At 67.1% G+C, this 17,608-nt stretch carries 17 protein-coding genes; 14 read left to right on the top strand and 3 right to left on the bottom strand.

Annotated features, from left to right (window positions below; all coding sequences use genetic code 11):
- Positions 1-9 precede the first annotated feature (9 nt).
- From MICSW_RS12590 to mgtE, 4 genes are all read left to right on the top strand, one after another.
- On the top strand, positions 10-429 hold the full coding sequence (locus MICSW_RS12590; RefSeq protein WP_228177877.1) for a PLD nuclease N-terminal domain-containing protein: 420 nt from the start codon (positions 10-12) through the stop codon (positions 427-429).
- Positions 389-2,251, top strand: a complete 1,863-nt coding sequence (gene menD, locus MICSW_RS12585) for a 2-succinyl-5-enolpyruvyl-6-hydroxy-3-cyclohexene-1-carboxylic-acid synthase (RefSeq protein WP_464496126.1) — start codon at positions 389-391, stop codon at positions 2,249-2,251. The genes MICSW_RS12590 and menD overlap by 41 nt, the downstream gene beginning before the upstream one ends.
- Positions 2,252-2,278: 27 nt before the next feature.
- On the top strand, positions 2,279-3,142 hold the full coding sequence (locus MICSW_RS12580; RefSeq protein ID WP_464496123.1) for a polyphosphate kinase 2 family protein: 864 nt from the start codon (positions 2,279-2,281) through the stop codon (positions 3,140-3,142).
- Positions 3,143-3,325: 183 nt separating this feature from the next.
- Positions 3,326-4,675: a magnesium transporter gene (gene mgtE / locus MICSW_RS12575; RefSeq protein WP_375236610.1), complete on the top strand. Its 1,350-nt coding sequence runs from the start codon at positions 3,326-3,328 to the stop codon at positions 4,673-4,675.
- Between the two features lie 15 nt (positions 4,676-4,690).
- Here mgtE and MICSW_RS12570 read toward each other — a convergent pair whose 3' ends face one another.
- The gene (locus MICSW_RS12570) at positions 4,691-5,971 is read right to left on the bottom strand and encodes an isochorismate synthase (protein WP_464496120.1); all 1,281 of its coding nucleotides are present in this window, start codon (positions 5,969-5,971) and stop codon (positions 4,691-4,693) included.
- A gap of 22 nt (positions 5,972-5,993) precedes the next feature.
- On the opposite strand from MICSW_RS12570, the gene MICSW_RS12565 reads away from it, so the two are divergent.
- From MICSW_RS12565 to MICSW_RS12530, 8 genes are all read left to right on the top strand, one after another.
- Positions 5,994-6,569 (top strand): DUF402 domain-containing protein, encoded by a 576-nt coding sequence (locus MICSW_RS12565; protein WP_464496118.1) that lies wholly within the window; start codon positions 5,994-5,996, stop codon positions 6,567-6,569.
- 62 nt (positions 6,570-6,631) lie between these two features.
- Entirely contained in the window at positions 6,632-7,369 is a 738-nt protein-coding gene (locus MICSW_RS12560; protein ID WP_228177883.1) for a demethylmenaquinone methyltransferase, read from the top strand.
- 9 nt (positions 7,370-7,378) lie between these two features.
- On the top strand, positions 7,379-8,434 hold the full coding sequence (locus MICSW_RS12555) for a polyprenyl synthetase family protein (RefSeq protein ID WP_292727030.1): 1,056 nt from the start codon (positions 7,379-7,381) through the stop codon (positions 8,432-8,434).
- A 57-nt stretch (positions 8,435-8,491) separates the two neighbouring features.
- The gene (locus MICSW_RS12550; protein WP_228177885.1) at positions 8,492-9,865 is read left to right on the top strand and encodes an FAD-dependent oxidoreductase; all 1,374 of its coding nucleotides are present in this window, start codon (positions 8,492-8,494) and stop codon (positions 9,863-9,865) included.
- On the top strand, positions 9,862-11,064 hold the full coding sequence (locus tag MICSW_RS12545; RefSeq protein ID WP_228177886.1) for a multidrug effflux MFS transporter: 1,203 nt from the start codon (positions 9,862-9,864) through the stop codon (positions 11,062-11,064). The genes MICSW_RS12550 and MICSW_RS12545 overlap by 4 nt, the downstream gene beginning before the upstream one ends.
- A 96-nt stretch (positions 11,065-11,160) precedes the next feature.
- On the top strand, positions 11,161-11,742 hold the full coding sequence (locus MICSW_RS12540) for a DUF3558 domain-containing protein (protein WP_228177887.1): 582 nt from the start codon (positions 11,161-11,163) through the stop codon (positions 11,740-11,742).
- A gap of 61 nt (positions 11,743-11,803) precedes the next feature.
- Positions 11,804-12,283 (top strand): hypothetical protein, encoded by a 480-nt coding sequence (locus MICSW_RS12535; RefSeq protein ID WP_228177888.1) that lies wholly within the window; start codon positions 11,804-11,806, stop codon positions 12,281-12,283.
- A 51-nt stretch (positions 12,284-12,334) separates the two neighbouring features.
- Positions 12,335-13,309, top strand: coding sequence for an alpha/beta hydrolase (locus MICSW_RS12530; RefSeq protein WP_464496109.1), 975 nt, complete (start codon positions 12,335-12,337; stop codon positions 13,307-13,309).
- Here the strand turns inward: MICSW_RS12530 and MICSW_RS12525 are convergent.
- Together MICSW_RS12525 and MICSW_RS12520 are read right to left on the bottom strand one after the other, a co-directional pair.
- Positions 13,306-14,550 carry a type II toxin-antitoxin system HipA family toxin gene (locus tag MICSW_RS12525; RefSeq protein WP_464496107.1) on the bottom strand — a complete coding sequence of 415 codons (1,245 nt, stop codon included), beginning with the start codon at positions 14,548-14,550 and terminating at the stop codon, positions 13,306-13,308. The two genes, MICSW_RS12530 and MICSW_RS12525, sit on opposite strands and share 4 nt — an antisense overlap.
- A complete protein-coding gene (locus MICSW_RS12520) occupies positions 14,547-14,786 on the bottom strand; it encodes a helix-turn-helix domain-containing protein (RefSeq protein ID WP_464496104.1) in 240 nt (79 codons plus the stop codon). Before MICSW_RS12520 ends, MICSW_RS12525 begins: the two co-directional genes overlap by 4 nt.
- 194 nt (positions 14,787-14,980) lie before the next feature.
- Between MICSW_RS12520 and MICSW_RS12515 the strand changes: the two genes are divergently transcribed.
- Both MICSW_RS12515 and MICSW_RS12510 read left to right on the top strand, forming a co-directional pair.
- The gene (locus MICSW_RS12515; protein ID WP_464496102.1) at positions 14,981-16,465 is read left to right on the top strand and encodes a type I restriction-modification system subunit M; all 1,485 of its coding nucleotides are present in this window, start codon (positions 14,981-14,983) and stop codon (positions 16,463-16,465) included.
- A complete protein-coding gene (locus MICSW_RS12510) occupies positions 16,462-17,607 on the top strand; it encodes a restriction endonuclease subunit S (RefSeq protein WP_464496100.1) in 1,146 nt (381 codons plus the stop codon). The genes MICSW_RS12515 and MICSW_RS12510 overlap by 4 nt, the downstream gene beginning before the upstream one ends.
- Position 17,608: the final 1 nt, after the last annotated feature.

Genomic DNA, 17,608 nt, shown 5'->3' with positions numbered 1-17,608 from the left:
GATGGAGGTGTGCCCCGCGTGCTGTTGATTCTGGCGTTGGTGGCGACCGCGTTCTGGGTCTACACCATCGTCGATTGCGCTGTGCAGCCGCCGACGCGGCACCGCGGCGTGAGCAAGCCGCTGTGGATCGTCATCGTCCTCGTGCTTCCCGTGATCGGCGGGGTGCTGTGGTTGCTGGTCGGTCGCGCACGACGGTCCGCGGTTCACGCCACGCGCGCCCCGGATGATGACCCCGAGTTCCTGGGCCGCATCGGCACGATCTCGGATCAAGACGAACGAATTCGCCGGCTCGAGGAAGAGCTCGCACTGCTGGATGCCGAAGATGCGTTGGACGGTCCGACGGATGCTGACACCGTGACCGATCACGAAGCGGCATCCGCGCCCCGCGATGACGACGACGAGCCCCGCGGGTCTCGCGGCGCCGCCTGACGGGCATCCCGTGAGCGACCTGGTCGGTGGGGGCACCCGTTCGCCCGCGACGGATGCTGCAGCGGCCCTGCTCGATCAGCTGATCGCGCGGGGAGTGCGCGATGTCGTTCTCAGCCCGGGTTCGCGCTCGCAGGCTCTGGCGCTCGCCGTTGCCGACGCCGAGGAACGGGGCCTCCTGCGGTTGCACGTGCGCATCGACGAGCGGGTCGCCGGGTTCACCGCCCTGGGAATCGGTCGCGAGACACGGATGCCGGCAGCTATCGTCTGCACCTCCGGCACTGCGGTGGCAAACCTCGCGCCCGCCGTCCTTGAGGCCCACCACTCCGGGGTGCCCCTGCTTCTGCTGACCGCCGACCGACCCCCGGAGCTGCGGGGAGTCGGGGCGAACCAGACGACGCGTCAACCTGGCATCTTCGCCCCCAACACGCGGTTCGAGCTCGACGTGCCGACGCCGACCGAGATCGACGACACCGGTGAGGGCGACCAATCCGTGATGCTGCGCGATATCGCCGACCAGGCAGTGAGCGCGGCGCTCGGTGACGCGGTGCGTCCGGCCGGTCCCGTCCATCTCAACCTGCCGTTTCGCGAGCCGCTGGCCGGATCGCTCCCGCCGTGGTGGGGCGCGGATGCCGGAGAGGGAGCCCACACGGTCGATGCGCCGCTCGAGAACGACCAGTCGGGCGCGCTGTATCAGGGCGGGGGCGGCATCGGTGATGCCGACGAGGCTCTCGCAGCCGACGAGGAGCCGCTCGTGCTGCCTCGCGGCATCCGGACGATCGTTCTGGCAGGCGAAGGAGCGGGGCCACGCGCCGAGGCGCTGGCGTGGGAGGGCGGATGGCCGCTTGTCGCTGAGATCGTCAGTGGCGCCCGTTTCGGCCGTCAACTCGTCCATTCCTACCGGGAGCTGCTGCGTCGGCCGGAGCTCAGCGACCCGATCGAGCGCGTCGTCGTGCTGGGTCACCCCACGCTCGCGCGCGAGACCAGCGCGCTTCTCTCCCGCGACGACGTCGAGGTGATTGCGCTGCGCGGTCCCGGAGAGACGGTCAACCTCAACGGCGCGACAGTCGCCGTTGCAGCCGTGGCCCCGGCCCCAACCGCCGCGTCGACGACAGAGGCGATCGCGGCTGATCGCGCATGGCTCGGAGAATGGATGCGGGCCTCGCGTGCGGCATCCGTCGACCTGTCAGTGCCGGCTCCCGACGGTGAGGCGCTCGCGTCGGCCGACCCGCAGACGCGGCTGGGGGCGATCTCGGCGGAGCTTGCGGTGCTGCGAGAGAAGCTCGACCGCGTGGCTCTCGTCGATGCGGCGTGGCGGGCGACGTGGCCACACGACCGGCTCGTGTTCGGCTCTTCGCGCCTGGTTCGGGTGGCCGACGCCGTGCTGCCGGGCAAGAAGGTGACCGTGCACGCCAATCGGGGTTTGGCTGGAATCGACGGAACAGTGGCGACGGCCTTCGGGGTCGCCATCGCGAGCCAGGCCGAGGGTGCTGCAGGAGTGACCCGCGTGCTGCTGGGTGATCTGGCCTTGCTGCACGACGTCGGAGCCCTGTTGCTCGCGCCGGGGGAGACGGCGCCGCGGATCCAGGTGATCGTCGGGAACGATTCCGGCGGCACGATCTTCGACGGCCTTGAGGTCGCCGCGCTCGGCTCCTCGCAGCAGCGCGATCGCGTGCTCTACACACCCCAGGATGCCGATTTCGAGGCGCTGGCGACCGCCTACGGCTGGACCTATGCGCGCATCGAGACCCGAGCCGCGCTCGACCAAGCGCTCACCTCGCCGGTGGTGGGCCCGCAACTGATCGAAGTGCCGCTCCCGCGCTGAGCGACGGGCCGGGTCCATGATGGACGGGTGACCGCGAGAAGTCAGACCTATTGGACCGGCGACGTTGCCGAACTCCTGCGAGTCCGGGAGGGCTTCGTCCTTTCGGGGGTCGACCCCGGCTCGACACCCGGCTATGGCAGCGACAAGCAGCAGGCAGCGCAGGACCTTGCTGCGGGCGTTGCGGAGCTCGACCTCTTGCAAGAGAAGCTTTTCGCCCAGAGCCGGGTGGGCGCCACGGACGCTTCGGTGCTACTTGTCCTGCAAGGGATGGACTCGTCGGGCAAGGGCGGGATCGTGCGTCACGTCGTCGGCTCGGTCGACCCGCAGGGTGTTTCGCTCGCATCCTTCGGCGCGCCGACCGAGGAGGAGCGCTCGCAAGACTTCCTGTGGCGCATCCAGCGCAAGCTGCCGGCCGCCGGCCGGATCGGTGTGTTCGACCGGTCGCACTACGAGGACGTTCTGATCGGACGGGTCCGGGAGCTCGCGGATGCCGATGAGATCGAGCGCAGGTATGGAGCGATCAACGAGTTCGAGCGTCAGGTCGCGGCATCCGGAACGCGGATCATCAAGGTCATGCTGCACATCTCGTACGCCGAGCAGAAGGCGCGGCTCATGGAGCGCTTGGATCGCCCCGAGAAGCACTGGAAGTTCACGCCCAGTGATGTCGACGAGCGGATGCGCTGGCCGCACTACATGGCCGCGTATCAGACGGTCTTCGAGCGGACGTCCACCGAGCATGCACCGTGGTACGTGGTGCCCGCCAATCGCAAGTGGTACGCCCGACTGGCGATCCAGCACCTGCTTCTGGAAGCGCTGGAGAACATTGATCCCCAGTGGCCCACCGCCAGCTACGACGTCGCCCTCGAACGCGAACGCCTCGCCGCAACCTGACCCCCTCCGCCGAGTTGTCCTCCCCTCAGCCGAGTTGTCCCTGGTTCAGCCGAGTTGTCCTTGGTTCAGCCGAGTTGTCCTTGGTTCAGCCGAGTTGTCCTTGGTTTAGCCGAGTTGTCCTCCCCGTCGACCGCGCGGTGAGTGTTAACTGACGCGCCCCCACCGTCTGCAAGGATGCGCTCCATGGATGACGAGTTTGAGGGATTCCTCGAGACAGTGACTCCGCTTCTGCGGGACCGCCGGCTCGATGAGCTGCGCGAGTTGCTGGCCGAGCAGGATGCCGCCGATATCGCTCAGCTCCTGGAGCGGGAGGATGCGCGCGACCGCGCGGTGCTGTATCGACTGCTGCGCCGCGACCAGGCGCTCGAGGCCTTCGAACTGCTCGATCCGGGGATGCGGGCTGAGCTCATCGGCGGCCTGCGGGAGGACGACGTCGCGAAGGTCTTCGAGGAACTCGACCCCGACGATCGTGCGCAGCTGATCGACGAACTCCCGGCGGGCGTCGCACGGCAGCTCATGCGGGGCCTCTCACCCGCCGAGCGCGAGCTGACGGCCCCGATGCTCGGGTACCCGAAGAACAGCGTGGGCCGCTTCATGAGCACGGAGTATGTCCGGCTTTCGCCCCAGCTCACGGTCGGGGACGCGCTCAGCCACGTGCGTCACCGCGGTGTGGATGCCGAGACCGTCTACATGCTCCCGGTGACCTCACCGCACCGTCGCTTGCTGGGCGTCGTCGGTTTGCGGGAGCTCGTGATGGGGCGCTCCGACGTCACGGTCGAGGAGCTCATGACCGAGGCGCGGACTGCTCGGGCAACGGATGCCGCAGAGACCGCCGCGCGATCGCTGGTCGACTCCGGACTGCTCGCCATGCCGATCGTCGACAGCGAAGACCGCCTGCTCGGCATCCTCACCGTTGATGACGCAGCTCGCATCCTGGAGCAGGCTGAAGACACGGATGCCGCCCGCCAGGGCGCCTCGGAGCCGCTGGGCCGCCCCTACCTCACAACGCCCGTGCTGCGGATTGTGCGCGCCCGTGTGGTGTGGCTCCTGGTGCTCGCCGTCTCGGCGCTGCTCACGGTTCAGGTGCTCGGGATCTTCGAGGCAACACTCGAGCAGGTCGTGACCCTCGCCCTGTTCATTCCGCTGCTGACCGGCACAGCGGGTAACACCGGTTCGCAGGCGGCGACCACCGTCACCCGCGCCCTCGCGATGGGGGAGGTGCGAAAACGCGACGCGCTCACGGTGATGTGGCGCGAGGTGCGCGTCGGGGCGTTTCTCGGTGGCCTTCTGGGCATCCTCGGCTTCGCTTTGGCGAGCCTCGTGTTCGATCTCGCCCTGGGGGCCGTGATCGGCCTGACGCTGCTGTTCATCTGCACGCTCGCAGCGACGGTGGGTGGTCTCATGCCGATCCTTGCGATGGCGGTGCGGGCAGATCCGGCGGTGTTCAGCACGCCGTTCATCTCGACGTTCTGCGACGCGACGAGCCTCATCATCTACTTCCTCGTCGCGACCTGGATCCTGCAGTTGGGCTGAGTCCGCCCGCAGGGCTCAGGCGAGGGCGTCGACGATGGGCCGGAACTTCACGCGCGTCTCGAGAAGCTCGGCCTCGGGGTCGCTTGCTGCCACGATGCCGGCGCCAGCGTGCGCGATGACCGGAATCGTGTCGCTGTATCTGGCGGCGTCCCGCTGCGGCTCGGCGCCGATCTGGGCGCAGCGCAGGGCGATCGCCCACTCGCCGTCGCCGTTGGCGTCGATCCAGCCGACGGGTCCGGCGTACCGGCCCCTGTCGAACGGCTCGAGTCGACGGATGACGTCGAGTGCGGCATCCGTCGGGGTGCCCGCGACCGCAGCCGTCGGATGCAGCACCGTGACGAGGTCGAGCGCGGAAGCCCCGTTCGATAGCCGACCCGAGACGTCGGTGGCAAGGTGCCAGAGATTCGGAAGCTCGAGCAGGTGCGGCTCGCCGGGAGCGACGAGGTCACGGGTGAGCGGTGCCAGTGCGTCAACCACGCTCGTGACCGCGAACCGGTGCTCGTCGAGGTCTTTGCGGCTGGCCTCGAGTGCGTGCGCCGCGGCGGCATCCTCGTCGGCATCCGCGCCGCGCGCCGTGGTTCCCGCGAGCACGCGCGCCGTCACGCTGCCCCGGTCGACCGTGATGAGGGTTTCGGGGCTCGCGCCGATGAGGCCGTCGACGGCGAAGGTCCAGGTGTCGGGGTAGCTCGTGGCAAGTGCGCGCACCAGCCGACGCAGATCTGCGCCCGCCGGAATCGTCCCGACGAGGTCCCGTGCGAGAACGACCTTCTCGACCTCGCCCGCCGTGATCGCCTCGATCCCGGAGCGCACAGCGTGTTGGTAACCGTCGGGGTCGAGCGAGCCGGGTCCGAGCGTTGCGGACCAGTGGGGGCCGTGGGGAACGGACGTAGGCTGCGGCGGCTCAGGATCGCTCTCGTGACGGATCGTTGTGACCCACGCCCGTCCGTCGTGCACGCCGGTGATCGTCTGCGGAACGACCAGGAACGGCGGCGCCGTCGAGGCCGGGTCGAACCCGAGCGCGCCGAACGCGACCAGCCCGGTGCCGGGCAGTTGCACGGGATCGGACACTCGAGCGTTTGCCGCCAGGTCGCGCCAGATTGCGGCAATCGGCCGGGACAGCGGGGGCGAACCCGGCCCGCCGATCGTTACGACCGCCGCGCCGGAGCCGACGATGCCCTCACCCCGACGCAACCACGCCAGCGGATTATGCGGATCGGTCAGCGACAGCAGGTCGTCGACCGGTTCGATGTCCCTGGTCTCGACCACCAGCGGTGGGAGACGGGGAGTGCGGGTCACCTCACCAGCCTAGACTTCCGGCGTGGATGCGGATCGACTCGGGCGCCCGGTGCCCGGCACTGTTACCCAGTTCCGGTGGCGCAAGTGGGACGACGGCGTCCATTGGGTGCACGACTGCGTCTATCTCGGCCACGACAGCTGGGGCGAGTGGTTCGGGCAGCCGGCGGGATGGCGCAGCATCCGTCCCGGCCGGAACGTCGTGACCGCCGGCCCCAACGTCACCCTCATGCCCCCGAGCGGCGAGTACGCGATGACGGTGAACGCAGCACCGTCGCGGACCCGCATCTATATCGACCTCGGCTGGGACATCGGCTGGTCGCAGAGCGCTCCCGGCGTCGCGGAGGGCATCGACATGGATCTAGATGTCGTGCGAGCCCTCGACGAGCGCGGGATCTGGATCGACGACCGCGACGAGTGGGACGAGCACCGCGTCCACTACGGCTACCCGCGCGAGGTGGTCGAGCGGCTCGAAACGTTGGCTGTCGACCTGGAACGGCGGGTGCGCGCCGCGGAGGCTCCCTTCAACGACGCCACGGCGGATGCCTGGCTTAAGCGCCTCGCCGCCCGTGGACTGGCCCCCCAGGGTCTTGATCGTTGAGCGAGCGCAGCGAGTCGAAACGCCCCGGACTCGCCCCTCACGTGGCGTCCTAGACTCGACGCGTGACCCAGTCCCATCGCGCAGATCTCCAGAAGGACCCGGCCCGCGTCAGCGGAATGTTCGACGAGGTCGCGGCAGGCTACGACCGGACGAACACCATCCTGAGCGTCGGTAACGACCGTCTGTGGCGACGTGCGACGACCCGCGCGCTGTCACCGCGCCCGGGGCAGCGCATCCTCGATCTCGCGGCAGGGACCGGCACCTCGAGCGTCGCGATCGCGCGCACGGGCGCCGACGTCGTCGCCGCTGACTTCTCCCCGGGCATGATCGCCGAGGGGCGCCGTCGCCACGCCGGGGTCTCTGGCGTGAGCTTCGTGGAAGCAGACGCAACGGCACTGCCGTTCGAGGACGAAGAGTTCGACGCCGTCACGATCTCGTTCGGACTTCGGAACGTCCAGGATGCCGACGCCGGCCTGCGCGAAATGCTGCGGGTGACCAAACCGGGTGGGCGACTGGTGATCTGCGAGTTCTCGCACCCGACCTCTCCGGCTATCTCCGCTCTGTATCGGTTCTACAACGACCGCATCCTCCCCCCGGTCGCGCGGCTGGTCAGTTCGAACGGCGACGCGTACGACTACCTCAACGAATCAATCCGCGCGTGGTCGGATCAACCGGCCCTTGCGGGGCGCATTCGGGCTGCGGGATGGACGGATGTGGCGTGGCGAAACCTGACGCTCGGCGTCGTGGCGCTGCACCGGGCGCGCAAGCCCGTCGGGGATGGTGGCTCCCAGCCCCGGTAGGCTTGTGGTGTGACCCCCTCCGCGTCAAGTTCCCGAATAGCGAGCCAGCTGGGTCTCGCGGAACGGATCTTCGCGGGCCCTCGTGCGCGCCGTCTCATCGACGGTGTCGAAGCCGGGCTGGATCGGGTCGATGCAAATCTCGAGCGGGAGCTTCACATCTCGGACGCGCTGGCTGATGCGACAAGCCGGTACCTGTTCGATGCCGGCGGCAAGCGGGTGCGTCCGATGCTTGCTCTGCTGACCGCACACCTCGGTGACGGCGTCACGGAGGACGTTGTCGAAGCTGCCACGGCGCTCGAGCTCACCCACCTCGGTTCGCTTTACCACGACGACGTGATGGATGATGCCGACAAGCGTCGCGGGGTGCCGAGCGCTCACTCGGTGTGGGGCAACAACATCGCCATCCTGACCGGCGACCTCCTCTTCGCTCGTGCGAGCCAGATCATGGCGCGGCTGGGAGAGGGAGCGATCCGACTGCAGGCGAACACCTTCGAGCGGCTCGTCCTCGGTCAGATGCACGAGACTGTCGGGCCGACGGATGCTGATGACCGCGTCGCGTTCTACCTGCAGGTTCTCGCAGACAAGACCGGATCGCTCATCGCCGCGGCAGCGCAGTCCGGCATCATCTTCAGCAACGCTCCCACCGAGTACGAAGAGCCGGTGCGAACCTTCGGTGAGGCGGCCGGCGTTGCTTTCCAGCTGCTGGATGACGTCATCGATCTCTCGGCAGATCCCGATGAGACCGGCAAGGTGCCGGGGACGGACCTCCGCGCTGGCGTCCCGACGATGCCCTATCTGCTTCTCGCGCGCCGTGACGACCCCGAGGCTCGCGCTCTTCGTGACCGGATCGACGAGGGCGTCGCCCGGATCGCTGACGGCGAGGACCCCGCGTTGCTGGACGAGCCTCTTGCGATGCTTCGCTCTGACAGGTCAACGCGCGAGACTGTGGAACTCGCCAACGCTTGGTCGCGTGATGCGATCGCGGCACTCGATCCCATCCCTGACGGCCCGGTCCGCGAAGCCCTCACGAGGTTTGCGCAGGCCGTCGCCGACCGCTCGAGCTGAGGCCGTCCCGGCGCTCTTGCGCCGAATCACCGTGCTCTCGCGTCCCGAAAGGAACACATGACCACTCTGAGGTTGGCCATCGTCGGCGCAGGCCCGGCGGGCATCTACGCTGCTGACATCCTGCTGAAGGCGGAGCGCGCGTTCGACGTGTCGATCGACCTGTTCGAGCAGCTGCCTGCGCCGTACGGCCTCGTCCGATACGGTGTAGCTCCCGATCACCCTCGCATCAAGGGCGTCATCACGGCCCTGCGCGAAGTGCTCGACAGGGGCGACATCCGCATCTTCGGCAACGTCGAGTTCGGTCGCGACATCACCCTCGACGACCTCAAGCGCCACTACAACGCCGTCATCTTCGCCACCGGCGCTGTCCGCGACGCGACCCTCGACATCCCGGGAATCGACGCCGAGGGGTCCTACGGTGCTGCCGACTTCGTGAGCTGGTTCGACGGGCACCCCGACGTGCCCCGCACCTGGCCGCTGACCGCGCAGTCGGTAGCCGTCGTCGGCAACGGCAACGTCGCGCTCGACATCACCCGCATCCTCGCCAAGCACGCCGATGATCTGCTGCCCACCGAGATTCCCGCGAACGTCTATGAGGGGCTCAAGGCCTCGCCCGTGACCGACGTCCACGTCTTCGGCCGTCGCGGGCCCGCGCAGGTCAAGTTCACGCCGCTCGAGCTGCGCGAGCTCGGTGAACTGCGGGATGTCGACATGGTCGTCTACGACGAGGACTTCGACTACGACGAGGCATCCCGGACGGCGATCGAGAGCAACAAGCAGGTCAAGGTCATCGACCGCGTGCTGCAGGAATGGCGGACCCGGCCCGGTGTGAACAACGCGGGCGGGACGGCATCCCGTCGCCTGCACCTGCACTTCTGGGCTCGGCCCGTCGAGGTGAAGGTCGATGACCGCGGCCACGTGTCGGGCTTCGTGTACGAGCGCACGCGCCCCGACGGGCAGGGTGGTGTCGCCGGAACCGGTGAGTTCCGCGAGGTTCCCGTCCAGGCCGTCTACCGTGCCGTCGGCTACTTCGGATCACCGCTTCCCGAGGTGCCGTTCGATGAACGGCACGGTGTGATCCCCAACCACGAGGGCCAGGTTCTGCGCGCCGATTCCAATGAGCGCGCACCTGGGCTGTACGCGACCGGATGGATCAAGCGTGGCCCGGTCGGCCTGATCGGTCACACCAAGTCCGACGCGATGGAGACCGTGCGCCACCTCATCAACGATCAGGGTTCGTGGTGGCAGCCTGAGGACCCGTCGGAGGCGGCGATCCCCGCACTCCTGGCCGAGCGCGGTGTCGCCTGGACCGACCTGGAAGGCTGGCACCGTCTCGATCAGCACGAGATCGGTCTGGGTGAGCCTGAGGGGCGTGCCCGTATCAAGGTGGTGCCTCGCGACGAGATGGTTGCCATCTCTCGAGGCGAGTGAGTTCCTCGCGGAGGCTGTCGCCGGGGCTGATCGCAGCTCTCGGCTTCGTCTCCGCTGTCGGTCCGTTCGCGACCGACATGTACCTCGCATCCTTCACCGACATCGCGGGCGACCTCGGCGTTGACGCCGCGGCCGTGCAACTGACGCTCACCTCATTCCTCGTGGGTGTCGCGGTGGGTCAACTCGTACTCGGTCCCTGGTCCGATCGCGTCGGGCGACGCCCCGTCCTCGTCGTCGGCGGAGTGATCTTCGCTCTGTCCAGCATTGCGCTGGTGTTTGCCCCGACGATCGCCGTGTTCGTCATCCTGCGATTCGTGCAGGGTTTCTCGGGGTCTGCGGGGATGGTGTTGGGGCGCACCGTCGCTGTCGATCTCAGCCCCAAAGAGACTGCGGTGCGCGCTCTCAGCCTCATCGTGGTCGTTGTCGGGGTTGCGCCGCTGGTCGCACCACCGATCGGCGGTCTGCTGAGCGAGGTCGTCGGCTGGCGCGGCGTGATGGCGGCGCTCGCGGTCGTCGCGGTGGTGATGCTGGTCGTGTCGCTGGCCGTGGTTCCGGAATCCCTCTCCATCGAGCATCGCCATACTGCCGGGATGTCGCAGACGCTCGGCGCCTTCCGCGGATTGCTCGCCGACCGCGCTTTTCCCCTCTATACGGGTGCCTACGCGCTCACGTTCGGCGCGATCATGGCGTACGTGTCGGCGTCGCCGTTCGTGGGCCAGGTCGTGCTCGGGATGTCGCCGACGGTGTACTCGATCTCGTTCGCGGTTGCAGCCAGCGGCGTCATCCTCTCGAACATCGTGAACGCCCGGGTCGCGGTGCGGTTCGGGCCGAGACGGATGCTGGGCGTTGGCCTCGGCGCCACGACCGGCGCCGCTGCGCTTCTGCTGGCACTCACGCTGACCGGTACCCTCACGATCCCGGGGTTCGTGGCCTGTGCGTTTCTGCTCACTCTCGGACTCGGATTCACGATGTCCAATGCCAGCGCTTTGGGCCTTGCCCGCGCCGATCACGCTCGCGGTGCGGGCTCAGCAATCATGGGAACATCGCAGTTCGTCATCGGTGCTGTGGCGTCACCGCTCGTGGGGTTGGCGGGAGAGGACACGGCTGTGCCGATGGCAGTCGTGATCGCGGCGATGATGGCGCTCTCGCTGCTGCTCGGCATCCTGGCCCTGCGGACGACCCGCCGCGGCCGCCGCTGAGCCGGCTGGCGCGGCGCGCGGCTCTTGTGCCTTACATTGAGGTGTCCAGAGTGCGTGGGTGAGGTGGTCGCCCGCGCACCGAATCGAGGAGTCACTATGTCCCGGTCCCGCTTTGTCCCTGCCGTCGCCGTCGTCGGTATCCTGCTGCTCGCTGGTTGTGCACCGACCCCCGAGCCTTCGTCCACGCCAACCTCTGAGGCAACGCAGAACGACACGCCCAGCACCGAGCCGACGCAGGAGCCGCAGTCGTTCGTCGCGAACGTTCCCACGGACTGCGCAGCGGTCGGCACGGCCGAGAGCCGCGCCGACAGCGTCGATCAGCTGAACCTTCAGGGTGACGGCGCCGACTTCGTTCGCCCGGTTCCCGAGGGCTCCACGCTGCTGCTCGGCTGCGACTGGTTCGCTGGCGACAGCCAGGGCGTGCTGCTGCTGATCAGCGAGGTCGACCCCGCGGCCGCCGAGGCATATGTCGCAACCCTTCCCGGTGAGGGGTACACCTGCGTCACGGGGGATGCCGGAAACCCGGTGTGTCAGATGGTCACCCCGAACGCCGAGTTCCCGGTCGACACTGTCGAGACGATCACGAGCCGCGAGGACATCTGGATCTACTCGTCGGTGACGAACGTGGACGCCGAGATGCTGCTGGGCGATCTGAACCTGCAGATCTGGGGCAACTGATCCCGTTCGTGTCGGTCCTGACACGGTTGGCCCTCACTGGCGGCCGTGTCAGGATCGATGCGTGAGCATCAACAACCCGAGCGACAAGACCCCCATGAGTCGCCGAGGACTTCTCGCGTCAGCACTGGCTGCGGGAACTGTCGGTGCACTCGCGGGTTCCGCGGCGCCGGCGGCGGCCGCGGCTGAGGATCCCCGCGGTCCGAACGAGGTTTGGCTCAAAGGGTCGGGCCTGAAAGTCACCAGCGATGAATGGCAGCCGCTTCCAGAGGGCTACTCGTGGGGTCCCGGGAGAATCCTCTATTACTCGGTCGTCATGGAACAGCAGACGGAGGCGCGGCGTGTATGGGCCGTCGTCCTTCCGGACGGGACTCAGCGCACATTCCCGGAGTCGGCATATATGTCGCAACTCCGCATGGCCTTCGCCGAACGCGGCTGGCGCTGGACCACCACTAATCACCCCGCGGCATCCCACGTCGTTGTGTACCTGGAGCCAGCTGATTTCTTCGCTGCTGGGCTCGGCGACGCTCCCCCGATCAGGTAGCTTCGGTCTCTTCGCGTCCCGCACGAGAACGGGCCGCGATAGTCTCAACTCGTGGAAGAGGTGTGGCTTCCTGACCTGCTCGGCGGTCGCTTTCGGCAGCGCACGCTGAGTCTGGGCAGCGACGCCGAGGGCGAGATCGTCGCCACGCTCGTGCGGCTGCTGCCGTCGTGGCCTGCCTCGTGGACGGGCCGTCTTCGCGACGTCGACGTTCTCTACGTCCATGGGTGGTCGGACTACTTCTTCCAGACGAGACTCGCGCAGTGGTGGGCTGATCGGGGCGCCCGGTTCTACGCGCTCGACCTGCGCAAGTACGGTCGGAGCCTGCGGGCTGGCCAGACGCCGGGTTACGTCTCATCGCTGGCCGAGTACGACGCAGACATCGCGGCGGCACTCTCGGCGATGGGGCGGGAGGATAGGCCGGGGCGGCGCCTCGTGCTGTTGGGCCACTCCACGGGCGGGCTCACGCTCTCGCTGTGGGCGGCGCGGCATCCGGGGGTTGCGTCAGCGCTTGTGCTCAACAGTCCGTGGCTGGAGTTCCAGACGGGGGCCTGGGGCCGAGAAGCGCTCACGCCCCTCGTCGCGGCCCGAGCTCGGTGGGACCCGTTGGGGATGCATCCGGTCGTCGATCTCGGCTTTTACACCCGAGCGCAGCAGGAGGTCGGGACTCTGCCGGAGGCGCCGGAAGGATGGCGGCCTGAGCGTGGGTTTCCGACCACTCCGGGCTGGCTCAAGGCGGTGCTCGACGGCCACGACACCGTTGCGCGAGGGATCGACGTGGCATGCCCCGCGCTCGTGCTGCTGTCGCAGCGGTCGAGCTCGCCGCTGGTGTGGCGCCCCGACATGCTCGAGACCGATTCCGTTCTCGTCGTCGATGACATAGCGAAGGCGGCGACCCGCCTGGGCCGGCTCGTCACGATCGCACGAATAGACGGCGCGCTCCACGACGTGTTCCTCTCCCGCGCAGCCGTGCGGGAGAAGGCCTACCGCGTGCTGGGGGAGTGGATGCAGTCGCAGACGCTTCGCTAGCCTGCGGAGGGTGCTCGACCGTCTCCGACGGCCCGCCCCTCTCGCAGATTGCGGACGAAGCTGCTCATCGAATCGTGCAGTTCGGGATGAGCCGAGTCAAGCGGAACCTCTTCGGCTACAGCAGCGGACAACTCATCGAGCGCATCCGAGACCGCCGCTGCTGCTCGACGAAGCTGCCACGACTCGAACTCGCTGACGAGGTCGTCGCGCGTGATCTCGGCATGCCGGTACTTCCGGTTCACGGCGAGCGCCAGTCGACCATCTCCTCCGGAAGCGTGGGCGAGGGGCACCTGGTCATATGCCGGAGCGAGTGCCGGCACGTCGTGGGCGGGATGCAGCAACCCGAGGTTCTTCGTGTGCATGTCGAGATTGCCGATACCGACGGCGAGAATGGTCGTCCGCGCGAGGCGGAGCACATCTTCGGACCCGGCATACTGCGACAGTGCACCGGCGACGCGGGCGAGCGAGACCACGCCTCCGAGCTCCTGGTACTTCTGATTGGCGCTCGCGCCCAGCACCTGGTTGAAATCCTCCTGGTGGATGCGCGCGCCACCGGCTCGATCAAAACGTTCGATCACGAGCGTCGGCAGTCCGTCGAACTCCTCGACCCGGGTATCGAAAGCCGCGAGTCCGAGGCGACGTGCGAGGCGCGCGCCGTACTCCTCATCGAAGATGACAGTTGGTCGTGTGGGCAGTTGAGGCTTCAGGATGTGCGTCGACGGGAAGCCGTCGAGTGCTTGGTTCCACCTGGCTCCGGTTCGCGCCAAGACGATCTTCGGCTGGACGCCGCCCAGTGAGGTCCGCCCAGAGTCCGTCGCGTTCCCGAGCGGAGCGCCGATCGGATCCTCCAGGAGGCGTCGGATCCCCTCAGCGTCGATCGGGATCACCTCGGGAGTTCGTGGTTCCGATGGGTCGTCGACATCCCAGATCTGCAACGCACCCGCGACGTCACGGCCGTACCGCGCCAGAAACGCGGGTATGTCGCCGCGCCGCACGCCACCCTGCGTGAGCATGTAGTCGAGTTGGTCGCCTTCGGGCAGGAGCTCCGCGAACCAATTTCGGCGACGCCCCCCATGTTGCCTTGGCATCGAAGCCAGCAATGGAATCGCAACCGACATCACCCGGCTGTTTACCCCGAATGTCTCCCGTGCCTCATCGGTGATCTCGACGTCGAACGAGCGTGCATCAGGGCCGTGGATGTGTCCGATGATCGTGCCATAGAGCTCGACGGCGAGTCTCATGGCCGGGCTTCACTATCCCACATCGCCGATAGCTCGACCCCGGTCGCCCGCATGAGGTCGAACATTCGACGAGCCCAGATCGTGGGCTTTCCGGATTCGAGCTCACTGACAGACCGCTGCGAGATGCCGAGCTGGTCGGCCAACTCCACCTGTGTCAGTCCTCTTGCGAGCCTCGCCTGTTGGATCGCAAGCCCGATGTCGGCTGGGGAGCGCAGCTTTGCTTCGTACGATGTCATGGCCGTCCCTACTACGAAATCCGGATAGCGCAAGTCTATTACGAAATCCGTATGGGGAAAGTTCATTACGAAATCCGGATACGGCGAGTTGTCGTGAGATTTCACGGGGGCGCGACGAAGCCGTCTGTTGTCGTCGGGTCTGCTGGCTGCGCTCCATTAGCGTGGAGGGGTTGCACGGATCGAGGGGGCACAGCGTGGTCACGGGTGAGCTCAGACGCCAGGTCGACAAGGTCTGGGATGCCTTCTGGTCGGGCGGCATCGCCAATCCCGTCGAGGTGATCGAGCAGATCACGTATCTGCTGTTCATCCGGCGGCTTGACGATCTGCAGTTGCTCGCTGAGAAGAAGGCAGCCCGCTTCGGCGAGGAGGTCGAGAACCCGGTCTTTCCCGAGGGGTACGACAATGATCTGCCGAGCCGCCGGCCGTACCGCGATCTGCGGTGGAGCGTGTTCACGAACTTCGCGCCCGCCGAGATGTTCGAGGTCGTCTCCGAGCATGTGTTCCCGTGGTTGCGCCGGCTGGGTGCCGAGGGGTCGAGCTATGCGCGGAACATGCGCGATGCCCGGTTCACGATCCCGACGCCGGCGCTGCTGACGAAGGTCGTCGACCTCCTGCACGAGATCCCGATGGAGGATCGCGATACCAAGGGCGACATCTACGAGTACATGCTCTCGAAGCTTGCGACCAGCGGCACGAATGGGCAGTTCCGCACGGCCCGGCACATCATCAAGCTCATGGTCGACCTGACGGCTCCGCGCCCCGACGACCTCATCATCGATCCGGCCGTCGGCACCGCGGGGTTCCTGGTTGCCGCCGAGGAGTACCTGCGCGAGCACCACCCCGAGCTGTGGGCGGATGCCGCCAGTCGCGCCCACTTCAACGGCCCGATGTTCACGGGGTACGACTCCGATGCCGCCATGGCCCGCATCGCCAGCATGAACATGCTGCTGCACGGCGTCGAGAACCCGACGATCGAGCGCGCGGATTCGCTGTCGGAGGGGCATCCGGGCGATGACCGCTACACGCTCGTGCTCGCCAATCCGCCGTTTGCCGGGTCGCTCGATCAAGAGACCGTCTCGAAGGATCTGCAGAAGCTCGTCAAGACCCGCAAGACCGAGCTGCTCTTCCTCGTGCTCATGATCCGGATGCTGCGCAACGGCGGACGTGCCGCGGTCATCGTGCCCGAGGGCGTGCTGTTCGGGTCGAGCAACGCCCATAAGGCGGTGCGCAAGCTGCTGATCGATGACCACAAATTGGATGCCGTCATCAAGCTCCCCTCGGGAACGTTCAAGCCCTACACCGGGGTCTCGACCGCCATCCTGCTCTTCACGAAGACCTCATCGGGCGGCACCGACCGGGTGTGGTTCTACGACGTGCGCGCCGACGGTATGACCCTGGACGACAAGCGCACCCCCATCGAGGCGAACGATCTTCCCGACGTGCTCGCGCGGTGGCAGAACCTGGATGCCGAGACTGCCCGGCTCCGTACCGACCAGAGCTTCTTCGTGCCGAAGCAAGAGATCGTCGACAACGGCTACGACCTGAGCCTCAACCGCTACAAGGAGATCGAGATCGAGGAGGTCGAGCACCGGTCCCCGGTGGAGATTCTCGACGAACTCGATGCGCTTGAAATCGAGATTCAGGACGGACTCAAACGCCTGCGGGAGATGCTCGCGTGAGGTGGGAGACCGTGCCGCTGGGGGACGTTGTCTCACCTGTGTCCAGCCGAGCCGGGGCGCGGAAGCTACCCGTCTACTCAGTGACAAAGCACAGCGGGTTCGTGCCGTCAACTGACTACTTCAAGAAGCAGGTGTTTTCGCAGGACCTATCGACCTACAAAGTCGTAGAGAAGGGACAGTTCGCGTACGCCACGATTCACCTCGACGAGGGGTCGATTGGCGTTGCGCCGGAAGCTTGCATCATCAGCCCGATGTACACCGTCTTCTCTGTGGATCAGAGCCGAGTGGATGCCGGCTATCTCATTCGACTGATGAAGTCCCCCACAGCGGTGGCTCAGTATTCGCGACTCGGGCGCGGTACGGCCGAGCGACGTAAGTCGATTTCGCTCGAAGCGTTGGGTCGGCTTGGGGTGCACCTGCCGCCTCTCCCCGAGCAGCGCCGCATCGCCGCAATCCTCGACGACGCCGATGCCCTCCGCTCGACGTGGGGAGAGACACGGGAATCCGCCCGGCGTGCGATCAGTAGCCGCATCAGTGCGCTCCTCTCGAAGTCCACTGATATCAAGCCCCTCGCGCAGTTGCTGGCCGAGCCGATGCGGAATGGAATCTCGCCGTCGCGTGGTGGTCGGTATGAGGGCGAGGTCCTGACGTTGTCTGCGATCACGAGGGGTGCCTTCGACCTGCGCCAGCGCAAGTCTGACCTGTTTGCTGCGCCTCACGCGGCGGACAAGCTCGCGATCGAGGGCCTGCACCTGATCTGCCGTGGTAACGGAAATGCTGAGCTGGTCGGGGCGATGGTCGCTGTCACTGATCAGCTTGACGGCGTTGCATTCCCCGACACGATGATCGGTTTCAGGCCGTCGTCTGAGATCAACTCGCCGACATTAGTGGCAGCCTGGCGGCACCCGACCGTACGCGATCAGCTCCGCCGGGCGGCTCGAACGACCAACGGAACCTACAAGGTCAATCAGCAGAGTCTGTCCTCGATCATGGTCCCGGTGCCACGACGCGAGGATCAAGAGCAGATTGCGGCGCTAGATGCAGAACGAGCCAGACTCGACTCGCAGCTGGCTCGAGGTCTCGTTAGCCTCGACGAACTCTTCGCATCCCTCCAGCACCGAGCGTTTCGCGGCGAGCTGTGAG

It is taken from the genome of Microbacterium sp. SW12 (genome assembly GCF_055391095.1).
Note: the sequence above shows the minus strand (reverse complement) of the source record. Positions and strands in the feature narration are given on the sequence as shown.